Annotated in this window: 15 protein-coding genes; 8 read left to right on the top strand and 7 right to left on the bottom strand. The window is 73.0% G+C overall.

What is annotated here, in order from left to right:
* Positions 1-62 precede the first annotated feature (62 nt).
* The 3 genes from FED44_RS06460 (at position 63) to FED44_RS06455 (ending at position 3,317) form a co-directional block, all read left to right on the top strand.
* Positions 63-1,394 (top strand): hypothetical protein, encoded by a 1,332-nt coding sequence (locus tag FED44_RS06460; protein ID WP_138460061.1) that lies wholly within the window; start codon positions 63-65, stop codon positions 1,392-1,394.
* A 223-nt stretch (positions 1,395-1,617) separates the two neighbouring features.
* On the top strand, positions 1,618-1,896 hold the full coding sequence (locus FED44_RS35675; RefSeq protein ID WP_165900881.1) for an acyl carrier protein: 279 nt from the start codon (positions 1,618-1,620) through the stop codon (positions 1,894-1,896).
* The gene (locus FED44_RS06455) at positions 1,893-3,317 is read left to right on the top strand and encodes a condensation domain-containing protein (RefSeq protein WP_165900882.1); all 1,425 of its coding nucleotides are present in this window, start codon (positions 1,893-1,895) and stop codon (positions 3,315-3,317) included. The genes FED44_RS35675 and FED44_RS06455 overlap by 4 nt, the downstream gene beginning before the upstream one ends.
* Before the next feature lie 18 nt (positions 3,318-3,335).
* On the opposite strand, the gene FED44_RS06450 is transcribed toward FED44_RS06455, so the two are convergent.
* The 4 genes from FED44_RS06450 to FED44_RS06435 form a co-directional block, all read right to left on the bottom strand.
* Positions 3,336-4,190 (bottom strand): ABC transporter permease, encoded by an 855-nt coding sequence (locus tag FED44_RS06450; RefSeq protein WP_117409781.1) that lies wholly within the window; start codon positions 4,188-4,190, stop codon positions 3,336-3,338.
* A gap of 4 nt (positions 4,191-4,194) precedes the next feature.
* Positions 4,195-5,190 (bottom strand): ATP-binding cassette domain-containing protein, encoded by a 996-nt coding sequence (locus FED44_RS06445; RefSeq protein ID WP_138460059.1) that lies wholly within the window; start codon positions 5,188-5,190, stop codon positions 4,195-4,197.
* A gap of 90 nt (positions 5,191-5,280) precedes the next feature.
* Positions 5,281-5,847, bottom strand: coding sequence for a PadR family transcriptional regulator (locus tag FED44_RS06440; protein WP_117409783.1), 567 nt, complete (start codon positions 5,845-5,847; stop codon positions 5,281-5,283).
* 303 nt (positions 5,848-6,150) lie between these two features.
* Positions 6,151-6,894: an SDR family NAD(P)-dependent oxidoreductase gene (locus FED44_RS06435; RefSeq protein ID WP_117409784.1), complete on the bottom strand. Its 744-nt coding sequence runs from the start codon at positions 6,892-6,894 to the stop codon at positions 6,151-6,153.
* Between the two features lie 201 nt (positions 6,895-7,095).
* On the opposite strand from FED44_RS06435, the gene FED44_RS06430 reads away from it, so the two are divergent.
* Complete coding sequence (locus FED44_RS06430) at positions 7,096-8,034, top strand: RNA polymerase sigma-70 factor (protein ID WP_117409785.1); 939 nt, start codon at positions 7,096-7,098, stop codon at positions 8,032-8,034.
* A gap of 117 nt (positions 8,035-8,151) precedes the next feature.
* On the opposite strand, the gene FED44_RS06425 is transcribed toward FED44_RS06430, so the two are convergent.
* Complete coding sequence (locus FED44_RS06425; RefSeq protein ID WP_208758859.1) at positions 8,152-9,246, bottom strand: magnesium and cobalt transport protein CorA; 1,095 nt, start codon at positions 9,244-9,246, stop codon at positions 8,152-8,154.
* A gap of 136 nt (positions 9,247-9,382) precedes the next feature.
* Here FED44_RS06425 and FED44_RS06420 point away from each other — a divergent pair, with 136 nt between their 5' ends.
* Both FED44_RS06420 and FED44_RS06415 read left to right on the top strand, forming a co-directional pair.
* On the top strand, positions 9,383-10,102 hold the full coding sequence (locus FED44_RS06420; RefSeq protein WP_138460058.1) for a M50 family metallopeptidase: 720 nt from the start codon (positions 9,383-9,385) through the stop codon (positions 10,100-10,102).
* 403 nt (positions 10,103-10,505) lie between these two features.
* Entirely contained in the window at positions 10,506-11,546 is a 1,041-nt protein-coding gene (locus tag FED44_RS06415) for a hypothetical protein (RefSeq protein WP_138460057.1), read from the top strand.
* Positions 11,547-11,565: 19 nt separating this feature from the next.
* Here FED44_RS06415 and FED44_RS06410 read toward each other — a convergent pair whose 3' ends face one another.
* A complete protein-coding gene (locus FED44_RS06410) occupies positions 11,566-14,949 on the bottom strand; it encodes an AAA family ATPase (protein WP_138460056.1) in 3,384 nt (1,127 codons plus the stop codon).
* Positions 14,950-14,980: 31 nt separating this feature from the next.
* On the bottom strand, positions 14,981-16,081 hold the full coding sequence (locus tag FED44_RS06405; protein WP_117409790.1) for an exonuclease SbcCD subunit D: 1,101 nt from the start codon (positions 16,079-16,081) through the stop codon (positions 14,981-14,983).
* A gap of 125 nt (positions 16,082-16,206) precedes the next feature.
* On the opposite strand from FED44_RS06405, the gene FED44_RS06400 reads away from it, so the two are divergent.
* Both FED44_RS06400 and FED44_RS06395 read left to right on the top strand, forming a co-directional pair.
* Positions 16,207-17,712, top strand: coding sequence for an alpha/beta hydrolase family protein (locus FED44_RS06400; protein WP_138460055.1), 1,506 nt, complete (start codon positions 16,207-16,209; stop codon positions 17,710-17,712).
* 88 nt (positions 17,713-17,800) lie between these two features.
* Positions 17,801-19,330, top strand: coding sequence for an LCP family protein (locus FED44_RS06395; RefSeq protein ID WP_138460054.1), 1,530 nt, complete (start codon positions 17,801-17,803; stop codon positions 19,328-19,330).
* The last annotated feature ends 21 nt before the right edge of the window (positions 19,331-19,351 follow it).

The raw sequence follows: 19,351 nt of genomic DNA, 5'->3' as shown, positions 1-19,351 counted from the left end.
AATGACGTGGCACCCTCAGGCCGCGTTCACCGTTCGACCACCGGGAAGGATGGTTCAGCGGAATGTTGGAACGCATGCGCGCCGTGATCGCGGCGGTGGCCATGGGAGGAGCGGTCGCCCTGTGCGGAGCCGTGGCACTCCCGGCCGCCGCGGGCGCGGCGACGGTGACGGCGCCGAGCGACCTCGCCGTCTCCCCCAGCCCCGTGATCGTCGCCACCGGCGCGGGCACGCCGGCGACCTTCACCTACAAGTCGGCCGAGGCGGGCACCGCCCGGCTCCTCGACGGATCGGGCCGGGCCGTCGCGCTCGCCACCGGTCCCGCCGGCTCCGGCGCCTACTCGGCCAGGTACGGCTTCACCTTCAGGGACGAGCCGGGCGCCTGGAAGCTGGAGGTGAGGACCGGGGGCGGCACCGCGACCAAGGAGTTCCAGGTTCACTGGAACACCGGCCTCGACTTCGCCGCCTCGCCGGACGTGGCCGACCGCGGCGGCGTCGTCAGGCTGTCCGGCACGCTCACCTACGGCGCGTCGCGCGGGTACGCCGGCCAGCGGGTGTACCTCGCCTTCAAGCCCGTCGGCGGCTCCTACGGCCGGGTCGGCTGGGTGACGACCGACGGGCGCGGCCGCTTCTCGGCCGACGAGAGGGTGGACAGGTCCGGCTGGTGGCGGGCCGAGTTCGACGGCACCACCGCCGCCGAGCCCGCGACGAGCGACAGCGACCGGGTCGACGTACGGGACGCCGCCCGGCGCACCCGCGTCACCGGCTTCGACGCCTCCCCCGACCCCGTCCGCGCCGGCGGCACCCTGCGCCTGCGCGGCCGGTTGGAGATCGGCGGCGGGGACTTCTGGCGCGGCTTCCCCGACCACCGCGTGAAGATCCTCTTCAAGCCCGACGGCGGCTACCGCTGGCGGTACGTCACCTCCGCCTGGACCGGTGACCGCGGCTTCTTCGCCGCGGACGTCAGGGCCAGGACCTCCGGCTGGTGGCGGGCCGAGTTCGAGGCCGTCACCGGCGCGACGGGCTCGGTGAGCTCGTCCGACTACGTGACGGTCCGCGCTCCCCGGCCCGTGCCGCCGCCCGCCGCCGACACCCGGGTGATCCGCTTCAACGCCGCCCCCGAGCCGGTCGGGTACGGCAGGTACCTGACCTTCCGCGGCGCGCTCCAGGTGTGGGACGACGGCTGGGAGGGCTACGGCCACCAGAAGGTGACCGTGTGGTTCAAGAAGGCGGGCGGCTCCTGGCACTACGTCAAGACGCTGCGGACGAACGTCTCCGGCAAGTTCTGGGGCAGGACCAAGGCGACGCGCTCCGGAAGCTGGAAGGTGGTCTTCCCCGGTGACGACGAGGCGCGGCGCTCGTCCAGCCGCGCGGACTGGGTCCGCGTGAAGCACTAGAAAAACTAGGGAAGACGGTCAGGCCGGCCCGGGGCGGGTGTCACGCCCCGGGCCGATCCGCGTCACGGCCCCCTCGCGGACCGCGCGACCCGTTTCCGAAAGTTTTCGGTCAGCGTCTTTTCTGTTTCGTTGTCATTCCCGATCCGATTTGCCTATGCTTCCGTGCCAGGTCGGCATGATTCCCCCGGGACAGCGGAGGACGTCATATGACGGGTGGTGCGGCATGACGGCCGGACAGTACAGACAGGCCCTGGCGGACTTGGTCGCCGAGGTGTCCGAGGGCGCGATCGGCGCCGAGGAGGCGCTCGCCGGCGAGCGCTCGCTGTCGGCGCTCGGCCTGACCTCGGTGGCCCGGGTGCGGCTCGTCGACGCGATCGAGGACACCTTCGGGGTCGAGGTCGGCCTCGGCGGCGACTGGGCCTCGCTGGAGAGCGTCGACGCCCTCGCCGCGCTGGTGTCCCGGGCCGCCGAGCCCGGCGACCGGACCACGGCCGGCGCGTGACGACCCCGGAGGGCTCCCCGGCGCGGGGCGCGGGCGCGACGGTGGAGTTCCACGGCGCGCGGGAGGGCGAGGCGACGCTGACCTGGGGGCAGCGGCTGATCTGGCGGGCCGTCCATCTGATGGGGGACAGCCAGTCCTTCCTCAACTGCCCCTGGGTGCTGCCGGTGTACGGCAGGCGCGACCTCGCCACCGTGCTGGACACGCTGCGCGTGCTGATCGAACGGCACGAGACCCTGCGTACCACGTTCCACGGCACGCCGGACGGACCGGTGCAGCGGGTGAGACGCGACGGCCGGCTCACCGTGGACCTGGTGGAGGCCGGGGAGGAACGGGCCCTGCGGGTGGCCGAACGGATCTCCGGCGAGCTGAGCACGACGGCCTTCGTCCACGACCGCGAGCTGCCGCTGCGCTGCGCCGCCGTCCTGAAGGCCGGGCGGCCCATGGCGCTGGCGCTGACCTTCTCCCACCTGGCCGTGGACTTCCAGGCCCTGAGCCTGCTCTCGGAGGAGTGGAAGGTCCTGCTCAGAGGGGAGGAGCCGCCGCCCGCCGACTGGCATCCGATGGACCAGGCGGCCCTGGAGCGCGAGGAGTCGTTCCAGGCGCGCTCGGCCAGGTCGATCCGCTACTGGCGGGCCGTCCTGGAGGAGGCACCGCTCGACGTGTTCGACCATCCTCCGGGCGCGCCGGAGGACCCCCGGTTCATCGAGGTCGGCATGGAGTCGGTCGCGCTCGCCGCGGCGGCCGAGACGCTGGCCGAGCGGTGGACCATCAGCACGACCAGCGTCCTGCTCGGCGCGTGCGCGACCGTCCTGGCCACGGTGAGCGGCCGCACGAAGGCGGTCATGCAGCTCGTGCACAGCAACCGCCGCGACCCCCGCACCCGCACCATGATCGGCAACGTCGGCCAGGACGGCCTGTTCGTCCTCGACCCGCCCTCCGAGGGCTTCGCCGACGCCTGCCGGGAGGCGCACCGCGCCGCCTTCACGGCGTACCGCAACGCGCACTACGACCCCTTCGCCATGCAGGCCATGCGCGAGGACATCGGCCGCCGCCGCGGCCGGGAGCCGGACCTCGACGCGTTCTTCAACGACCGGCGGACCATCGGCACCTGGCCGGGAGTGCCTCGGCCCGCGGCCGGCGAGATCGCCGGCGAGTCCCTCGCCGACCTGACCGCGAAGACCCGCACGTATGTCACGAACGCCTGGCCCGGCGTCCGGTTCAAGGCGTTCTTCACCGTGGGCGCGGCCACCGACACGGGACAGCTCAGCCTCATCGCCGACACCGCCTACCTGCCCCTGGAGACGGCCCGCGCCATGCTCCTCGGCGTGGAGGCGCTGCTGGTCCGTGCCCTCGACGAGGACGTCCCGCTCGCCGCCGTCCCCCGGGTGTGCGGGGTCGGCCCGTACGCCGGAACCGTCTAGTCCGTCCGTCGGAACTGTTTAGTCCGTACGCCGGAACTGGGCCACGGCCACGGCCAGCAGGACCGCGCCGACGGCGGCGACCAGGCCGAGTTCGAGCACCACCGGCAGCCGGTGGCCGAACCAGCTCACGCCGGGGTTGAGCATCGCGTCCACCTGTGGCGGCACGTCGATGTGGCCGAAGACCGCCCGGCGCATCGGATCCACGGCGTACGTCAGCGGGTTGACCGTCGTGAGCACGTGCAGCCACGACGGCAGTCCGGCCAGCGGGAACATGGCGCCCGACAGGAACATCATCGGCATGATCGCCATCTGCATCACGCCGAAGAAGCTCTGCATGGTGCGCATCCGGGCGGCGAGCGTCACGCCGAAGGCGGTGATCGTGAAGGCGGCGAGGAACATCTCGCCGAGCAGGGTGAGGATCAGGCCCGGCGAGTACGGCACGCCGACCAGCCCCGCGAGCGCGAGGATGATCACGCCCTGCAGGGTGGCGACGACGGCGCCGCCCAGGCACTTGCCGACCACGATCGCGCCCCGGCTGACCGGCGCGACCAGCATCTCGCGCAGGAACCCGAACTCGCGGTCCCACACGATGGATCCCGCCGAGAACATCGCCGTCATGATCACGGTCATCGAGATCATGCCGGGGTACATGAACGTCCGGAAGTCGACGCCGGGGACCGAGCCCCGCACCAGCGTGCCGAGCCCGGTGCCCATCACGAACAGCCACAGCACCGGCTGGACCAGCGAGGACACGATCCGCGTGCGGTCGTTGGCGAACCGCAGCAACTCCCGGTGCAGCACCACCTTGACCGCCCGCAGGTCGTGGCCTCCGCCCGCCCGCGGCACGCTCACCCGGACCACGTCGGTCGTCATCCGCTCACCTTCCCCTGGCCATCGCGCGCATCCACTGGTTGCCGGTCCCCGACGACTCCGCGTCGCGGATCGTGGAGCCGGTGTAGGACATGAAGACGTCGTCGAGCGAGGGGCGCGACACGCTCACCGACCGGATCGGCACGCCGAGGCCGGCGAACAGCTTCGGCACGAACTCCTCCCCCGACGGGACCGCGAACGTCACCTGGCCCTCCCGTACGGCGGCCTCGACGCCGAACCTCTCCCTGAGCAGGACCATCGCGCGTTCGTCGTCGCCGGTCTGGATCTGCACGCGGTCCTTGCCGACGCTCGCCTTGAGCGCCTCCGGCGAGTCGATCACCACGATCTCGCCGTGGTCGATGATCGCGATGCGGTCGCAGTACTCGGCCTCGTCCATGTAGTGCGTCGTCATGAAGATCGTGATGTCCTCGCTGTGACGCAGCTTGCCGATGTATCCCCAGATGGCCGAGCGGGTCTGCGGGTCCAGGCCGACCGTGGGCTCGTCCAGGAAGAGCACCCGGGGCGAGTGCAGCAGCCCGCGGGCGATCTCCAGCCGGCGCTTCATGCCTCCGGAGAACGTCATGACCTTGCCGTCCCTGCGGTCCCACAGCCCGACCATGTCCAGCACCTGGCGCATCCGGTCGCCGACCAGGTCCTTCGGCACGCCGTACAGCTCGGCGTGGAAGCGCAGGTTCTGCTCGGCGGTCAGGTAGCCGTCCAGCGTGGGGTCCTGGAAGACCAGCCCGATGTTGCGGCGCACGGCGTCGCGCTCGGTCACGATGTCGTGCCCGGCGACGAGGGCGGTGCCGCCCGTGGGCGTGGCGAGCGTGCACAGCATGCTGATCGTGGTGGTCTTGCCCGCGCCGTTCGGCCCGAGGAAGCCGAACACCTCGCCGGGCGCGACCTCGAAGTCGACGCCCTTGACGGCCTCGACCTTGCCGTACGTCTTGCGCAGGCCGCGCACTGCCACCGCCGCGCCGAGATCACCGGCCCGCGCGCTCATGCCACCCCCTCCGAAGGCCGCGGGCTCACGTGAACCGCCCCGCGCCCGTCGATCCGCTCGCTTCGCTCGTCCATGCGTCATCCGCGTCGTTCATCCGTCCTCCGCGAGAATCCGGAACATCGCCTGGCGCGTGCTCCTGAGCAGTTTCTTGGCCTCGTCGACCTGGCGGTCGTCCGCGACGTGCGTCAGATGGACGAAGGCCTCGCCGAGCTGGCCCCACAGCGTCCGCAGTTCGTGCCGGTCCGCGGGGAGGCCGCGGCAGACGTCCGCCCACGGCTCGGCCCGCTCGTCGGCCTGCCGCCCGCCCTCCTCGGTCAGCCGGTACGTACGGCTGCCGCCCGCGTCCTCTCCCTGGACCAGTCCCTCGTCCTCCATCTGCTGGAGGGCGGGGTAGACCGAGCCGGGGCTGGGCCGCCAGACCCCGCCGCTGCGCCGCGCGATCTCCTCGATCAGCTGGTAGCCGTTACGCGGCTCCTCGGTCAGCAGACGCAGCAGGGCCGCACGGACGTCGCCCCGCCGTACGCGCGGTCCCAGCGCGGGCGGCTGAGGGAGCCGCGGACCGGCCTGCGGCGGCGGTGGGGGTGACGGCGGTGGTGGCGGTGTCGGTGGCGGTGGAGGCGCGAGCGGGGCCGCCGGGGGCCCTCCATCCTCGTGCATGCAATCCTCCAACTATCGAGATACATGAACGATATATCTAGATAATTGGCGCGAACAAGCCCCCGCTCGGGTCCGCGCGACCAGCCCCGAACAACCCGGCTGCCCCGCCCCGCCGGGACCGACGTCGAGCCGGCCGGGCACGCGCGGATCGGCTACGCCCGCGCCTCCACCGTCCGTCAGGTCCCTGGACACCCGGCTCGACGCGCTCAAAAGCCACCGGTGTCACCCGCGTCATCGCCGAGGCGATCTCGACCCGCGCCACCACGCGTCCCGAGCTCGACAAGACCGTCAAGGGGCCCGGAACTACCAGGCGATGGGGCCGAGGCGATCGATGAAGATCCCGGTCGGCCCGTCAGAGGCGAGCGTCGCGAGCTCGATGATCGAGTCGGTGCCCTCGGTGACCGTCATCGCGCCGGTGTGGTTGTTCATGTCGGTGGCGGCGAACTTGCGGTTGACGACCTCTCCGGGGGTGGCGACGTTGAATTTGATCTCCGGGAGCGCCTGGGCGTATCGGACGGTAATCATGTTCAGTGCCGCTTTCGACGAGCTGTAGGCGAGCTCGTGCATCTTCGAGACCGGCTGATCCGGATCGGTCACGACCGCGAAGGAACCCCCGCCGCTGGACACCATCACCACGCGCGGGTTGTCCGCCGCCCGCAGCAGGGGGAGGAACGCGTGTGTGACCCTGATCGGCCCGTACACGTTGGTGTCGTAGACGGAATGGACCTCGTCGGCCGTCGCGTCCGCGGGCGGGATGATCCTGCCCGGCGCCCCGGCGTTGTTGATCAGCACGTCGAGCCGGTCGGTGTGCCGTCGCACAAGCCGTACGGCCTCGCCCACCGACTCGTCCGAGGTCACGTCCAGCGGGACCATGACCACGTCCACGCCGCCGGCGGCCAGTTTGCCGGCGGCCGCCCTTCCGCGTCCTTCGTCGCGCGACCCCAGGAAGACGGTCCACCCCTGTTCCCCGAGCCGCCGGGCCGCTTCGAAACCGAGTCCCTTGTTGGCACCGGTGATCAGCACCGAAGTCCGGTCCGTGTTCGTCATCGATCCTCACTTCCGTGGTTCGCCTCCCGCGTTCGCGCGGCGTCCTGACGACCATGCAGACGCCGCCGACCCGACCCCTGTGACAGGACGCGGATGTGAGGCGTGTCACCGCGAGCGGGTGTCACACGGCGACGGGGACCGGCGTCTTGCGTGTGGCACACGTGTGGCAGAGTCGAGCGGCAACAGGCAGGGGCGGGGAATATGAACGAGCGGAGCGAGCGGACGACGGGCACAGCCGGAGCGTTCGCCGGCGGCGGCCGGACCGATCCCGCCACCGAGGCGTTCGTCACCCACCGCAACCTGCTGTTCACCGTCGCCTACGAGATGCTCGGGTCAGCCGCCGACGCCGAGGACGTCCTGCAGGAGACCTGGTTGCGGTGGTCGGGCGTCGACCTGGACACCGTGGAGGATCGGCGTGCGTACCTGGTGCGGATCGCCGCCCGGCAGGCGCTGACCCGCTTGCGTACGCTCGGCCGGCGCAGGGAGTCCTACGTCGGTCCCTGGCTGCCCGAGCCGCTGCTGACCACACCCGACGTGGCCGAGGACGTCGAGCTGGCCGACAGCGTCTCGATGGCGATGCTGCTGGTGCTGGAGACGCTCGCGCCGGCCGAGCGGGCGGTGTTCGTGCTGCGCGAGGTGTTCGACGTCGGATACGACGAGATCGCCGACGCCGTCGGCAAGAGCCCGGCAGCGGTCCGCCAGATCGCCCACCGGGCACGAGCGCACGTCGCCGCCCGGCGGCCGCGCGACGTGGTCTCCGCGGCCGAGACCCGCGACGCGCTCCAGGCGTTCCAGCGCGCGGTCGAGACCGGCGAGCTGCAGAGCCTGCTCGACGTCCTCGCTCCCGACGTCGTCGCCCTGAGCGACGGCGGCGGCGTCAAGCGCGCTGTGCCGCGGCCCGTCGTGGGGGCCGGCAAGGTGGCTCGCCTGCTGGACGCGGGCCTGCACAGGTTCGGGGCCGAGGTGTCGGTCGAGCCGGTGCAGGTCAACGGCTGCCCGGGTCTCCTCATGCGCATCGACGGGGAGATCGACGGTGTCGTCGCGATGCGGGTCGAGGGCGGTCTGGTCACCGAGCTCTACTTCGTGCGCAACCCGGACAAGCTGTCGCGTGTGGAACAGGAGACCGCGCTGAGCCGCTGAGGCCGGGAGCCCGCCCGGCCAGCGGCACTCGGCGAACAGGCTACAGAGAGCTACTTCGGGCCTGGTCGCGGGACCCGAGTGGGGACCCAACAAGGACGCACCGGGCGTCCTCGCGTCTCACAGCCAGTCGCGGCGCTTGAAGACCAGGTAGAGCGTGAGACAGACGACGCCCATGAGAACGATCGCCATGGGGTAGCCGAGCATCCAGTGCAGCTCGGGCATGTGGTCGAAGTTCATCCCGTAGATCGTGCCGACCAGGGTCGGAGCGAACAGGATGGCGGCCCAGGCGGAGATCTTCTTGACCTCGTCGCCCTGGGCGATGCTCGTGGCCGTCAGCTTGGTCATCTCCTCGTTCTGCTGCTGGCTCACGAGAGTGGAGTTGACGATGAGGATGTCCTGGAGCATCTGCCGGAAGCCCGCAACGCGTTCGGTGACCGTGATGGCGTGGTCGGACACGTCGCGCAGGTAACGCTGCAACTCCTCGTTCACGCCGTACTTGGGCGACCCCGCGATGAAGCCGTCGAGCATCGGCACGAGCGGGCTGGTCGCCCGCTGGAACTCGATGACCTCCCGTGAGAGGGCGTAGATGCGCCGCGGCGCGGCCGGGTCGCCGCCGAAGACCTGGACCTCGATCTCGTCGATGTCGTTCTGCAGCCCGGCGACCACGGGCGCGTAGCCGTCCACCACCGCGTCGAGGATCGCGTACAGCACGGCCTGCGGGCCCTGGCGGAGCAGGTCGGGGTCCGACTCCATCCGCCGGCGCACCTTCGACAGGTCGGGCGCCTCGCTGTGCCGCACGGTCAGGACGAAGTCGGGGCCCACGAAGACGTGCAACTCGCCGAAGGCCACCTTCTCCGGCTTGTCGAGGTACTGCGCCGCCCGCAGCACCACGAACAGCGTGCCGCCGTACCGGTCGGCCTTGGGCCGCTGGTGGGCGACGATGGCGTCCTCGATGGCGAGCTCGTGCAGGCCGAACTCCTCGGCGGCCTTGATCAGCTCCGCTTCCTCCGGCCGGTACAGGCCGATCCACGCCATCGCGCCCGGCCGCGCACGCAATGATGCGATCGCGTCGCCGAGCGACAGCGGCGAGTCCACCCGCTCGCCGTCCACGTACACCGCGTTGTCGATCACGCTGTGCCTGAAGGAGTCCTCGCGCTCGCCGGCCCGTGGGTCCATGGAGTGTTCGGGAGCCTGCTCCGGCTTCGTCCTCATGAGTCCACTCAATCCGCGCAGTCCACGTATCCGCCGCTCTGCCACTTGTAGAAGGTAACCCCCGTTCGCGCTTTCCCCGCGCACCGGGCGGGCGCGGGCGGCGTGGACCGGGCCCGCGGGCCGTACGATTCCGGGAGTGACCCCCCTCAAGGCCCTCTGGAACCATCTGACCGCCACCCAGGTCGCGCCCCCGCTCTGGCTGGTCGTCCTGTCCGGGTTCGCAGCTCTGGCGGTAGTCGCCTACCCGGTCTCGTGGCACTATTCCCGCGGCCTGATCACGATCGCGCACGAGGGCGGCCACGCGTTCGTGGCGGTGCTGACGCGGCGCAAGCTGCGGGGGATCCGGCTCCACTCGGACACCTCCGGAGTGACGCTGACCCGGGGCAGGCCGACCGGACCCGGCATGGTCGCCACCGCCGCCGCGGGATACGTCGCGCCGTCCCTGATCGGCCTCGGCGCGGCCTGGCTGGTCGCGGACGGGCGGATCACGCTGCTGCTGTGGGCCGTGCTCGCGCTGCTGACCTGCATGCTGCTGATGATCAGGAATGTCTTCGGCGCGGTGTCCCTGCTCGTGGTGGGCGGCGCGGTCTTCGCGCTGTCCTGGTTCGCCCCGCCCGACGTGCAGTCCGCCGGCGCCTACGCCGCGGCGTGGTTCCTGCTGCTCGGCGGCGTGCGGCCGATCCTCGAACTGCAGGCCAAGCGCCGGGTCGGGCACGCGCCGGACTCCGACGCCGACCAGCTCGCCCGGCTGACCCACGTGCCCGGCACGCTCTGGGTGGTGCTGTTCCTGCTGGTCTCCACCGCGTCGCTCGTCTCCGGCGGCTACCTCCTGACCTCCCACTGGCTGCCGGCATAGACTCGTCCCAGCGCCTTTACGTTGTAGATCAACGATTGATGAAACGGTTCCCGGATTTACGAGTGATCAAATGGGTCCGGGCGCTGAGACGAATGCGATAAACCGGCGAGTGCCCAGGCCACGGTCACGGCGATTCCCCCGATTCGGCCCTCCGTAAGTGGGTCGGGCACTTTCTCGCGGACGCGTTTCGTTGGGGTAGCCAGGAAGGGGGAATTCCTGGTGACGATTCGATTTCTTCCGGTCGTGACCAGCTCCCTTCTATGGTTACGTGTGGTTCGTCTGCTGGTCGGGGTCCGGCTGGAGAGGGACGAATGGTGAGGCGAACTCGATCGGGCGGACAGCGCGACCGCACGCGAGGGGCGATCGTCGCGTGAGCCTGGACCAGGCGCCGGAGGAACCGCCCGTGAGGCGGCCGCGCACCGGCCGGGAGAAGCTGATGCTGGCGGGGAAGTCCGCCGGCGCCCTGATCACCTTCGCCGTCACCGTGGGCGCGTTCTGGATCGCGCTGGTGGACCGGACTCCCGGACCGACGATCGACGAGTGGCGTCTCAAGGCCGACAACACCTGCCAGCGCGACCTCGGCGAGATGCAGGTCTCGCTCCACTCGGCCCTGCTCCAGGCGGCCGAGGTCCTGAGGGCGGTGCCGCACGCCGGCACGCGCAGCCCCGAACTCGCCGCGGTCGTGACCTCGATGGACGAGATCGCCTCGGCGTTCCGCGCCATGAGCGCCGATTTCGCGGAGATCCCGGTGCCCGAGGGATACGATCGCCGCGACATCGACGGGCTCCTGCGGGACACCCGGAGCTTCGCGACGGCGTTCACCGCGATCTCCACGGTCCTCGTGGACTACCAGGTGGACCAGGGCCCGCTCCAGGGCCAGGCGGCGATGACGGCGATGCAGACGCTGTCGGCCAGCACGATGCCGTCGTGGGTGGCCGGCGCGCGGCGGCTCGGCCTCACCGAGTGCCTGGCCATCATGGGGACCTCCCCCCTGGGCCCGGTCACGCCGACGCCCGCCAGGTTCACAGTGGGGCAGCAGGCGCTGGTCGATCGCATCGACTCCCGGGTGCTGACCGGGTGTGTCCCCGCGTTCTCGGAGGAGAACGCCAAGGTGATCGCCGCGGTGAACTGCGCGGCCGTACGCCACGGCCCGGCGCGGAACCCGCTGGTGATGCGGTTCATCGACGGGAAGGCGCTGAAGGCGTGGGTCGCCGGGTTGTCGAAGGGCCTGAGGTCGCGCGGCTGCGCACGCGGCGACTCCTCCGGCGCCTGGAACCACGAAGGAAAGGTCACGGGGACGCTCGTCTGCAAGCCCGGCTCGAAGGGCTCCTACCTGGCCGTGTGGACCTTCGACGGCGAGGACGTCGCGGTCCTCGCCGAGGCGGGCGACCGGCCGGCCATCTGGACCTGGTGGAAGGACAACGCCTACCTGCTCACCCCCTGAGCTCCCCCTGGTGCCCGCGTCAGGCGTGCGACAGGGTGGAGCCGCCGCGGTTCTTCAGCACGCGGAGCTGGGCGGGGATGCGCACGCGCAGCTCCGCGACGTGGCTGACGACGCCGACCGCCCGGCCGCCCTCCCGCAGCCCGTCGAGGATGTCGAGCACGTCGTCGAGCGTGTCCTCGTCGAGCGTGCCGAAGCCCTCGTCCACGAAGAGGGTGCCGATCTCCGCGCCGCCCGCCTCCGCCGTCACCACGTCGGCCAGGCCCAGCGCCAGGGCGAGGGAGGTGATGAAGCTCTCGCCGCCGGACAGGGTGGCCGGGTCGCGCTCCACCCCGGTCCAGGCGTCGAGCACCCGCAGGCCCAGCCCGCCGCCCGACCGGCCCCGGTCGCCCGCGGTCCGGTTCAGGTCGTGCCGCAGCAGGTAGCGCCCGCCCGACATGTGGTCGAGGCGCTCGTTGGCCGCGTCCACGACCTGCCGCAGCCGCTCGCCGAGCACGTACGCCGACAGCCGCATGTGCCATCGGTTGTCACCTGAGGTGCCGTTGGCGAGTTCGGCGAGGCGCCGGGCCAGGCGGTGCCGCTCCTCGGCCGGCCGGTGGGCGCGCACCGCGGCGTCCAGCTCACCGGCGAGCGCGGTGAGCTGGTCGAGCCTGCTCCGCGCGCGGTCACGGGCCGAGGTGCGCAGACCGTGCTCGCGCTCGGCCGCATCGTGCGCGGCGCTCAGCTCCGCCAGGCCGGCGGGCGGCTCGGCGGCGGCCGCGACCAGCTCGGGATCGGCCAGCAGCCCCTCCACCGTGGCGCGTTCGGCGTCCAGCAGTCCCAGCCGCTCGGTCATCGCCTCCCGGTCCTCCAGGGTGCGGACCGCGGCGGCGGCGTGCTCCACGCTCGCGAACCCCTCCCCCGACGCGGCGCGGGCCGCCGCGGCGCGCGCGGCCTCGCTCTCGCGCCCGGCCTCCGCAGCCGTACGCGCCGCGTCGGCCGCCTCACGCAGCAGGCCGGCCTCCTCGGAGAGGCGGTCGATCCGGGCGGCGAGCGAGGGGTCCGCGCCCCGCGCGGCGTCGATCACCTCGGCCAGCCGGCGTTCGCCGGTCTCCAGCATGTCCCGTTGGGCGCGGGCCTCGGCCAGCTCCGCCCCGGTCCGCGCGGCCAGCGCGCCCAGCTCCTCCAGCTCGGCCGTGAGCCGGGCGGCGCGGGCGGCGAGCTCCTCCTCCGCCTCCGCCTCCGACCGCGCCCGGCCGAGCCGGGCCTCCACGTCCGCGAGGTCGCCCTCCAGTCCCGCGGCGAGGCGCTCCCCCTCGGCGAGCAGGGCGTCCCGCCTGGTCCTGGTCTCGGTCAGCAGCCCGGCCAGCTCCACGGCCCGCTCGCGGGCGTCCTCCAGGGCGGCGGCGAGCCGTCCGGCCTCCGCCTCGGCCGCGTCGACCGCGGACGCGGCCGACCGCAGCCGCGACAGCTCGTCCCGGGCTTCGTCCAGGGCGCTTCCCGCGGCCTCCTGGGACAGGTCCCCGGCGCGGGACTCCGCGTCGGCGAGGCGCGAGGAGAGCCCCGCGACGTTCGCCTCCGCCGCCTCACGGGCGCGCTGGGCCGCGTCGAACGCGTCCTGCGCCGCCCGCTCGTCCTCGGCCGTGGCGGCCCGTACGGCGGGCTCGGCCGGGCGGGGATGCCCGGTCGCGCCGCACACGGCGCAGGGCAGCCCGTCCACCAGCCCGGCCGCCAGCTCGGCGGCCATTCCGTCGATGCGGTCCTGCCGCACCTCCTGGAGACGGTCCCGGCTCTCCTGGGCCAGGTCGACCGCCGCGCGGCGGTCCCGCTCGGCCGCCTCCAGCTCGGCGGTCAGCGTGTCGCGGAGCCGCGCGCTGCCGAGCCGCTCCTCCGCCGTCCGGGCGGCGGCCTCCAGCGCGGGAATCCGCGCGGCCATGTCGCGCAGGTCCCGGAGCCGTTCCCCGGCGCCGGCCAGGGCCGCGGGCAGCTCCTGCTGGTCGGCCCGCGCCCGCGCCTCGTCACCCGAGAGCCGGGTCAGCTCGGCGTCGAGCAGCGCGGCCTCCCCCGTGACCGCACGCAGCCGCAGCGCGGCGTCCCTGGCGGCGGTCAGGCCCGGAAGGCTCGCCGCCGCCCGGCGTGCCCCCGCGAGCCGCTCCTCTACGCCGAGACGCTCCCCGGGCAGCGCGGCGAGCCGCCCGGCCAGGCGGGCCTCCTCCTCGGAGAGCGCCGCCAGCGCGCGATCAGCGCCCGCCCGCTCGTCCCGCACCTCCCGCAGGCGCTCCTCCTCCGGGAGGATCTGGCGCACCCGGGCGATCTCGTCGCGCCGCTCCCGCTCCAGCACGGCCAGCCGCTCCGGGTCCGGCCACACCGGGCCGTCCGGAGCGCCGGGGAACGCGCGGAGCATGGCGTCGGCGGCCACCCGGCGGGCCTTGGCCACGGCCTCCGCGCGCTGCTCGGCCTGGCGGACGAGCGGCAGCACCCGGTCGGCGCGCGCCGCCTCGTCGAGCATCGCCTCGAGGTCGGATCGCTCGTCCGCCGCCGCGTCGAGCTCCTGGCGCCGGGCCAGGGCGGCGGCGTGCCTGCGCTGCCGGTCGGCGAGGGCCCGGCCGTCCTCCAGCCTGCTCCGGGCCGACGACAGGCCGGCCTGGCTCGCCGTGCAGGCGGTCACCGCGTGGGCGAGCGCGCCCTCGGCGAGGCTCAGCACCTCACCCGACCAGTTCTCCGGTCTGTCCGCGTCCTCGGGCAGCGCGAGGTCTCCCGCCGCGCCGCGCATGCGGTCCAGCACCGAGTGGACCCGCTGGGCCAGCTCCTGCGCCTCCCGCCCGGACCGCGTGCGGTGGTCGGCCAGCCACCGCTCCACCTCGCCGAACACCCGGACGGAGAAGAGCCGCTCCAGCAGTTCGCGCCGCTCCTCGCCCCCGGCGCGCAGGAACTTCGCGAAGTCGCCCTGCGGCAGCAGCGCCACCTGGCAGAACTGGGCGGCGTTCATCCCCGTGAGCGTGCCGATGAAGTCGCCGGCCTCGTCGCTGCGGGTGCTGCGCGCGACCCACCGCCCGCCGGGCTCGGTCAGCTCCTCGACCAGGGCCTTGGCCTTCTCCTCGACCAGACCCGAGCCCCTGAGCTTCGGCCGCATCCACGCCGGGGAACGGGTGACCCGCAGACGCCTGCCCCGGATCGTCGCCTCCAGCGTCACCGACGGCCCCCGGGTGGGCGGCGCGTGGTCGCAGCGCAGGCTGCGGGCGCTCTCCCGCTGGCCGGGCACCCGCCCGTACAGGGCGTAGCAGACGGCGTCGAGCACCGTCGTCTTGCCCGCGCCGGTCGGCCCGTGGATCAGGAACAGGCCCGCCTCGCCGAGCGCGTCGAAGTCGACCTCCTCCGTCCCCGGGAAGGACCCGAACGCGACCAGGCTCAGCCGATGCAGCCTCACCGGACCTCCTCACCCGGCACGGGCCGGCCGCTCACGCGCTCTCCCTGATGCGGCACGCCTCGACCGCCTCCTCCAGCAGCCGCCGTTCGTCGTCGTCGGCCTGCTCCCCGCGCACCTCGCGGACGAAGTCGAGCGCCACCTCGATCTCGGCCCTCCCGGCGATCCTCGGCGCCTGCGGAGCGCTCCCGGCCGCGCCGTCCGGTTCGAAGGCGAGCGCGAGCGTGTGCGGGAAGCGCCCGCGCAGGCGTTCCATCGCCTCGCGCGGGCGCACCGGGTCGGTCAGCGTCACCTGCAGCCAGTGGTCCTCGTGCCGGGCGAGGCGGGCGTCGGTCAGCAGGTCGTCGATGCGGCCCCGCAGCCTGGCGACCGGGCGCGGCACCGGGGCCGGGACGAACTCCGTCCGCCCGCCGTCCAGGTCGGCGAGCCAGGAGCCCTTCAGGTGGCCGGCCTCGGAGAAGGAGTAGGCGATCGGGGAGCCGCTGTAGCGGACCGTCTCGCTCATCACCTGGCGCCCGTGCAGGTGGCCGAGGGCGACGTAGTCGGCGCCGTCGAAGGCGCTCAGCGGCACGTGGGAGACCCCGCCGACGCTGATGTCCCGCTCGCTGTCGCTCGCCTCCCCTCCGGTGACGAACGCGTGCGCGAGCACCACCCTGCGCGCGGCCGGGTGCGCGCGGACGCGCTCCATGGCGTACGAGAGCGCGGCGGTGTGACTGCGCTCGGCCAGCTCCCACGGCCCCCGGACGAGTTCGGGCTCCAGGTAGGGGATGCCGAAGAACGCGACGTCGCCGATCGTGACCGGGTCCCAGGCCCGGGCGGGGTCGGTGCGCAGGTGCACGCGCTCCATCAGATCGGCGCCGAAGCCCAGCCGTACGGCGGAGTCGTGGTTGCCGCTGATCAGCACCGTGTGCGCGCCCAGCGCCTTGAGCCTGGCGAGCGCCTCGTTGCACAGCGCGACCGCGTCCACGGGGGGCAGCGCGCGGTCGTAGACGTCGCCGGAGACCAGCACGACGTCGACCCGCTCCGCGCGGACGGTCTCGACGAGGTGGTCGACGAACGCGGCCTGCGCGCCGAGCAGGCTCTCCCGGTGGAACGAGCGGCCGAGATGCCAGTCGGAGGTGTGCAGGACACGCATGTCGCAGGAAGCTAACAGGTCCCGCCGACAAACGACGCATCAATCGTCACATCCGTGCACCGCGTGAAGAGCGAGTAATGACTTAGCCTGGGTTCGGGATACGAGCACGCATGGGGGAGCGCCTCATGAACATCGGCCGGGGCACTCTCGGAGTGATCGCCGGTGTGCTGATGGTGATGCTCGCGACCATCGGCCACGTGCTCTCCCCGCCGGCCTTCGACCCGCCGCCGCTTCGCGCCTCGCCCCAGTTCCGGGACATCCCCGCGCAGCCGGCCGCCGAAGTGCGGCCGATCGCCGGAGCGGGTTTCGGCGGCGGGCCGTTCCGCACCGAGAAACTGCTCGTGCCGGCGAGGAACGAGACGCTGCGGGCGACGATCAGGGCGCCGTTGTCGCCCGGACGCCACCCCGCGTTCGTGTTCGTGCAGGGCTCGGGCTCTGGCGACGGCGGGGAGTTCACCCAGCAGGCCGAGTGGCTGGCGAGGGCGGGCGTCGTGACGCTCGCCTACGACAAGCGGACCGTCGGCTACTCCTTCCGCAGCCGCGACTTCGGGCTGCTCGCCGACGACGCCCTGCGCATGCTGCGGGTGCTGCGCCAGCGGCCGGACGTCGACCCGGCGCGCGCGGGCCTGTGGGGAGTGAGCGAGGGCGGCTGGGTCGTCCCGATCGCCGCCGCCCGCGACCCCCGGGCGGCGTTCGTGGTCCTCGTCTCCTCGCCGAACGTCTCGCCGCTGCGCCAGGTCGCCTGGGCGCTCAACGAGCAACTGCTGCGCCTGCACGCCCCGACCGGCGTACGCGACCTGCTGACCAGGGTCATGGGCGGCGTCGGCTTCGACTTCCTGCGCTACGACGGGGCGCCCGCCCTGCGCGGGATCACCCAGCCGGTGCTCGCGCTGTACGGCACCGACGACCCGTCGATCCCCTTCGTGGAGAGCACCCAGGCCCTCACCCGGGCGCTGCGGCAGAGCGGCGACACCGGCTACACCATCCGCTTCCTCGCCGGGGCCGACCACGCCATGCGGGTCAACGGAGGGGCGTTCGCGGCGGACTACCTGCCCACGCTCGCGAACTGGATCAGGGACCTGCCGCGTACGGCGAGACCCTCGGTGCCCATCGCGGGCGCGACGCCGGTGCAGCGCTTCGAGGCGGCCGACGTGCCGGCCGCGCCGTGGTGGGGGGACAGCACGATCCTGTGGCTGACGCTCTGCCTGGCCGCGGTGGGATACGTCGCGGCCCCGGTCACCGAGATGGTCGTCCGGCTGCGCGGACGCGACCTGCGGTTCCAGGCCAACGTGCAGCGGTGGCCGGCCATCCGGCGGCGGCTGCGGCGGATGGCCTGGATCGGGCTCGGCGAACTCGCCGCGGTCATGGCCTTCATCACGCTGATCGTGCTGTTCTCGGTGAACCAGGCCGGCGCCTGGCCCGCCGTACAGGCCGGGTGGCTGGTCGTACGGCTGCTCGCCGTCGCGATGCTGGCGCAGACGGTGGCGACGTTCGCCGCGGTCGCCGGCGGCCTGCGGGACGGCTGGGAGCCGACGCCCTGGCAGAAGAGCGTGCTCGCGGGCGTGCTCGGCGGAACGGCCCTGCTGCTCCTGACCGCGGCCTACTACGGCCTGTTCGCCTTCCCCTGGTAGGGCCGCGCCCCGGTCAAAATCCGGCAAGGACTGTTCCGGCTCGTGGCGGTCACGGGTTTTCCGCGGTCCGTGTCGCTTCAATTGAGCCGTGGTCACCCCTGGTCTGGCACGCCGGAAGGGCGCCGCGCCGGCGACGCGTCGCTCCGGGCCGGCGCGCAGAGCCGTCGCGCTCATCGCCTGGGTGGCGCTGTCGGCGGTGCTGCCGGGCGCGGCGCACCTGCGCGCGGGCCGCCGCCGCACGGGGCTGACCCTCCTCGGCGCCTACCTGACCACGGTCGTCTGCGTCGTGGGCGTCGCCGCGGGGGCCGACGCGGGCCTCGCGGGACGGGCGCTGGGGTGGCTGAGCCAGATCTCCCTGGTCTTCGTGGCCTGCTCCGTCGCCTGGTTCTGGCTGGTCGTCCGTTCGTACGCCGTCCTGCGTCCCGCGGCGCTGCCGCGCTCGGGGCAGATCCTCACCGGGCTGGTCGCGGGCGTGCTCGCGGTCGCCGTCGCGGTACCGTTCGCGGTCGCCGCCCGGTACGTCTCCCTGTCCGAGCGGACGCTCGACGCGATCTTCACCACGCCCGGCGGGGGCGGACCGGCGGGCGCCGCCGGGGCGGGGCCCGAGGATCCGTGGGCGGGCCGGGACCGGGTCAACGTGCTGCTGCTCGGCGGCGACTGGGGCGCCGACCGGATCGGGATGCGCACCGACAGCATCAACGTCGCCAGCGTCGACGTCCGCACGGGCCGCGCCGTGCTGCTCGGCCTGCCCCGCAACCTGGAGCACGTGCGGTTCCCTCCGGGCAGCCCGATGGCCGTCCGGTTCCCCTTCGGGTTCCGGCTTCCGGAGTATCGGCCCGGATGGCGGGAGGACCTGCTGTTCTCGGTGTGGCAGTACGCCGACGACCACCCCGAACTGTTCGGCGGCCACCGGCACATGGGCGCGCAGGTCCTCAAGGAGACGGTCGGCTACATCCTCGGCCTGCGGATCGACTGGTACGCGCTGGTCAACATCTGGGGCCTGGCGAAGATGATCGACGCTCTCGGCGGGGTCGTGCTCACCGTGGACCGCGACATCGTGTACGGCCGGTACGACGAGGGGGTGGTCAGGGCCGGGACCCGCCGCCTGGACGGCACCGAGGCGCTGTGGTACGCCCGTTCCCGCACCCTGAGCGACGACTTCGACCGGATGCACCGTCAGCGATGCCTGCTCGGCGCGCTGCTCGGCCAGGCCGACCCGGCGACCGTGCTGACGCGGTTCACCCAGATCGCGGCGGCCACCCGCAGGATCCTCAGCACCGACGTGCCGAGGCCGATGCTGGAACACCTGGTGCCGCTGGCCTGGAAGGTCAAGCACGCCGGGGTGACCAGCCTCCAGTTCGTGCCACCGCTGGTCAACACCGCCTACCCCGACTGGGACCGGATCCGGCTGCTCACGGCGCGGGCGATCCGTGACTCTCTGCACGCCCAGACCTCTCCTCCCGCGACCCCGTCGAACGGCTTCCCGGCCGGTCCGCGGCGGCTCCGGCATCGCCACTCTCCCTCCCCCGCGCCGGTGCCGACCGTGCTGCCGTCGCCGGGGACGCCGAGCCCGATCGAGGACGGCTGCGGGGCGCCGGGCACGGCGACGGCACGCTGAAAGATCGTGACCTCGCCGGGG

The organism is Microbispora triticiradicis (assembly GCF_005864065.1).
GTDB classification, from domain to species: domain Bacteria; phylum Actinomycetota; class Actinomycetes; order Streptosporangiales; family Streptosporangiaceae; genus Microbispora; species Microbispora triticiradicis.
This window is presented reverse-complemented; position numbering and strand designations above follow the sequence as displayed.

Excerpts from the sequence above, each read along its gene's own strand:
- FED44_RS06460 (WP_138460061.1), top strand. The coding sequence starts at position 63 with ATGTTGGAACGCATGCGCGCCGTGATCGCGGCGGTGGCCATGGGAGGA.
- FED44_RS35675 (WP_165900881.1), top strand. The coding sequence starts at position 1,618 with ATGACGGCCGGACAGTACAGACAGGCCCTGGCGGACTTGGTCGCCGAG.
- FED44_RS06450 (WP_117409781.1), bottom strand. The coding sequence starts at position 4,190 with ATGACGACCGACGTGGTCCGGGTGAGCGTGCCGCGGGCGGGCGGAGGC.
- FED44_RS06445 (WP_138460059.1), bottom strand. The coding sequence starts at position 5,190 with ATGAGCGCGCGGGCCGGTGATCTCGGCGCGGCGGTGGCAGTGCGCGGC.
- FED44_RS06440 (WP_117409783.1), bottom strand. The coding sequence starts at position 5,847 with ATGCACGAGGATGGAGGGCCCCCGGCGGCCCCGCTCGCGCCTCCACCG.
- FED44_RS06435 (WP_117409784.1), bottom strand. The coding sequence starts at position 6,894 with ATGACGAACACGGACCGGACTTCGGTGCTGATCACCGGTGCCAACAAG.
- FED44_RS06430 (WP_117409785.1), top strand. The coding sequence starts at position 7,096 with ATGAACGAGCGGAGCGAGCGGACGACGGGCACAGCCGGAGCGTTCGCC.
- FED44_RS06425 (WP_208758859.1), bottom strand. The coding sequence starts at position 9,246 with ATGAGGACGAAGCCGGAGCAGGCTCCCGAACACTCCATGGACCCACGG.
- FED44_RS06405 (WP_117409790.1), bottom strand. The coding sequence starts at position 16,081 with ATGCGTGTCCTGCACACCTCCGACTGGCATCTCGGCCGCTCGTTCCAC.
- FED44_RS06400 (WP_138460055.1), top strand. The coding sequence starts at position 16,207 with ATGAACATCGGCCGGGGCACTCTCGGAGTGATCGCCGGTGTGCTGATG.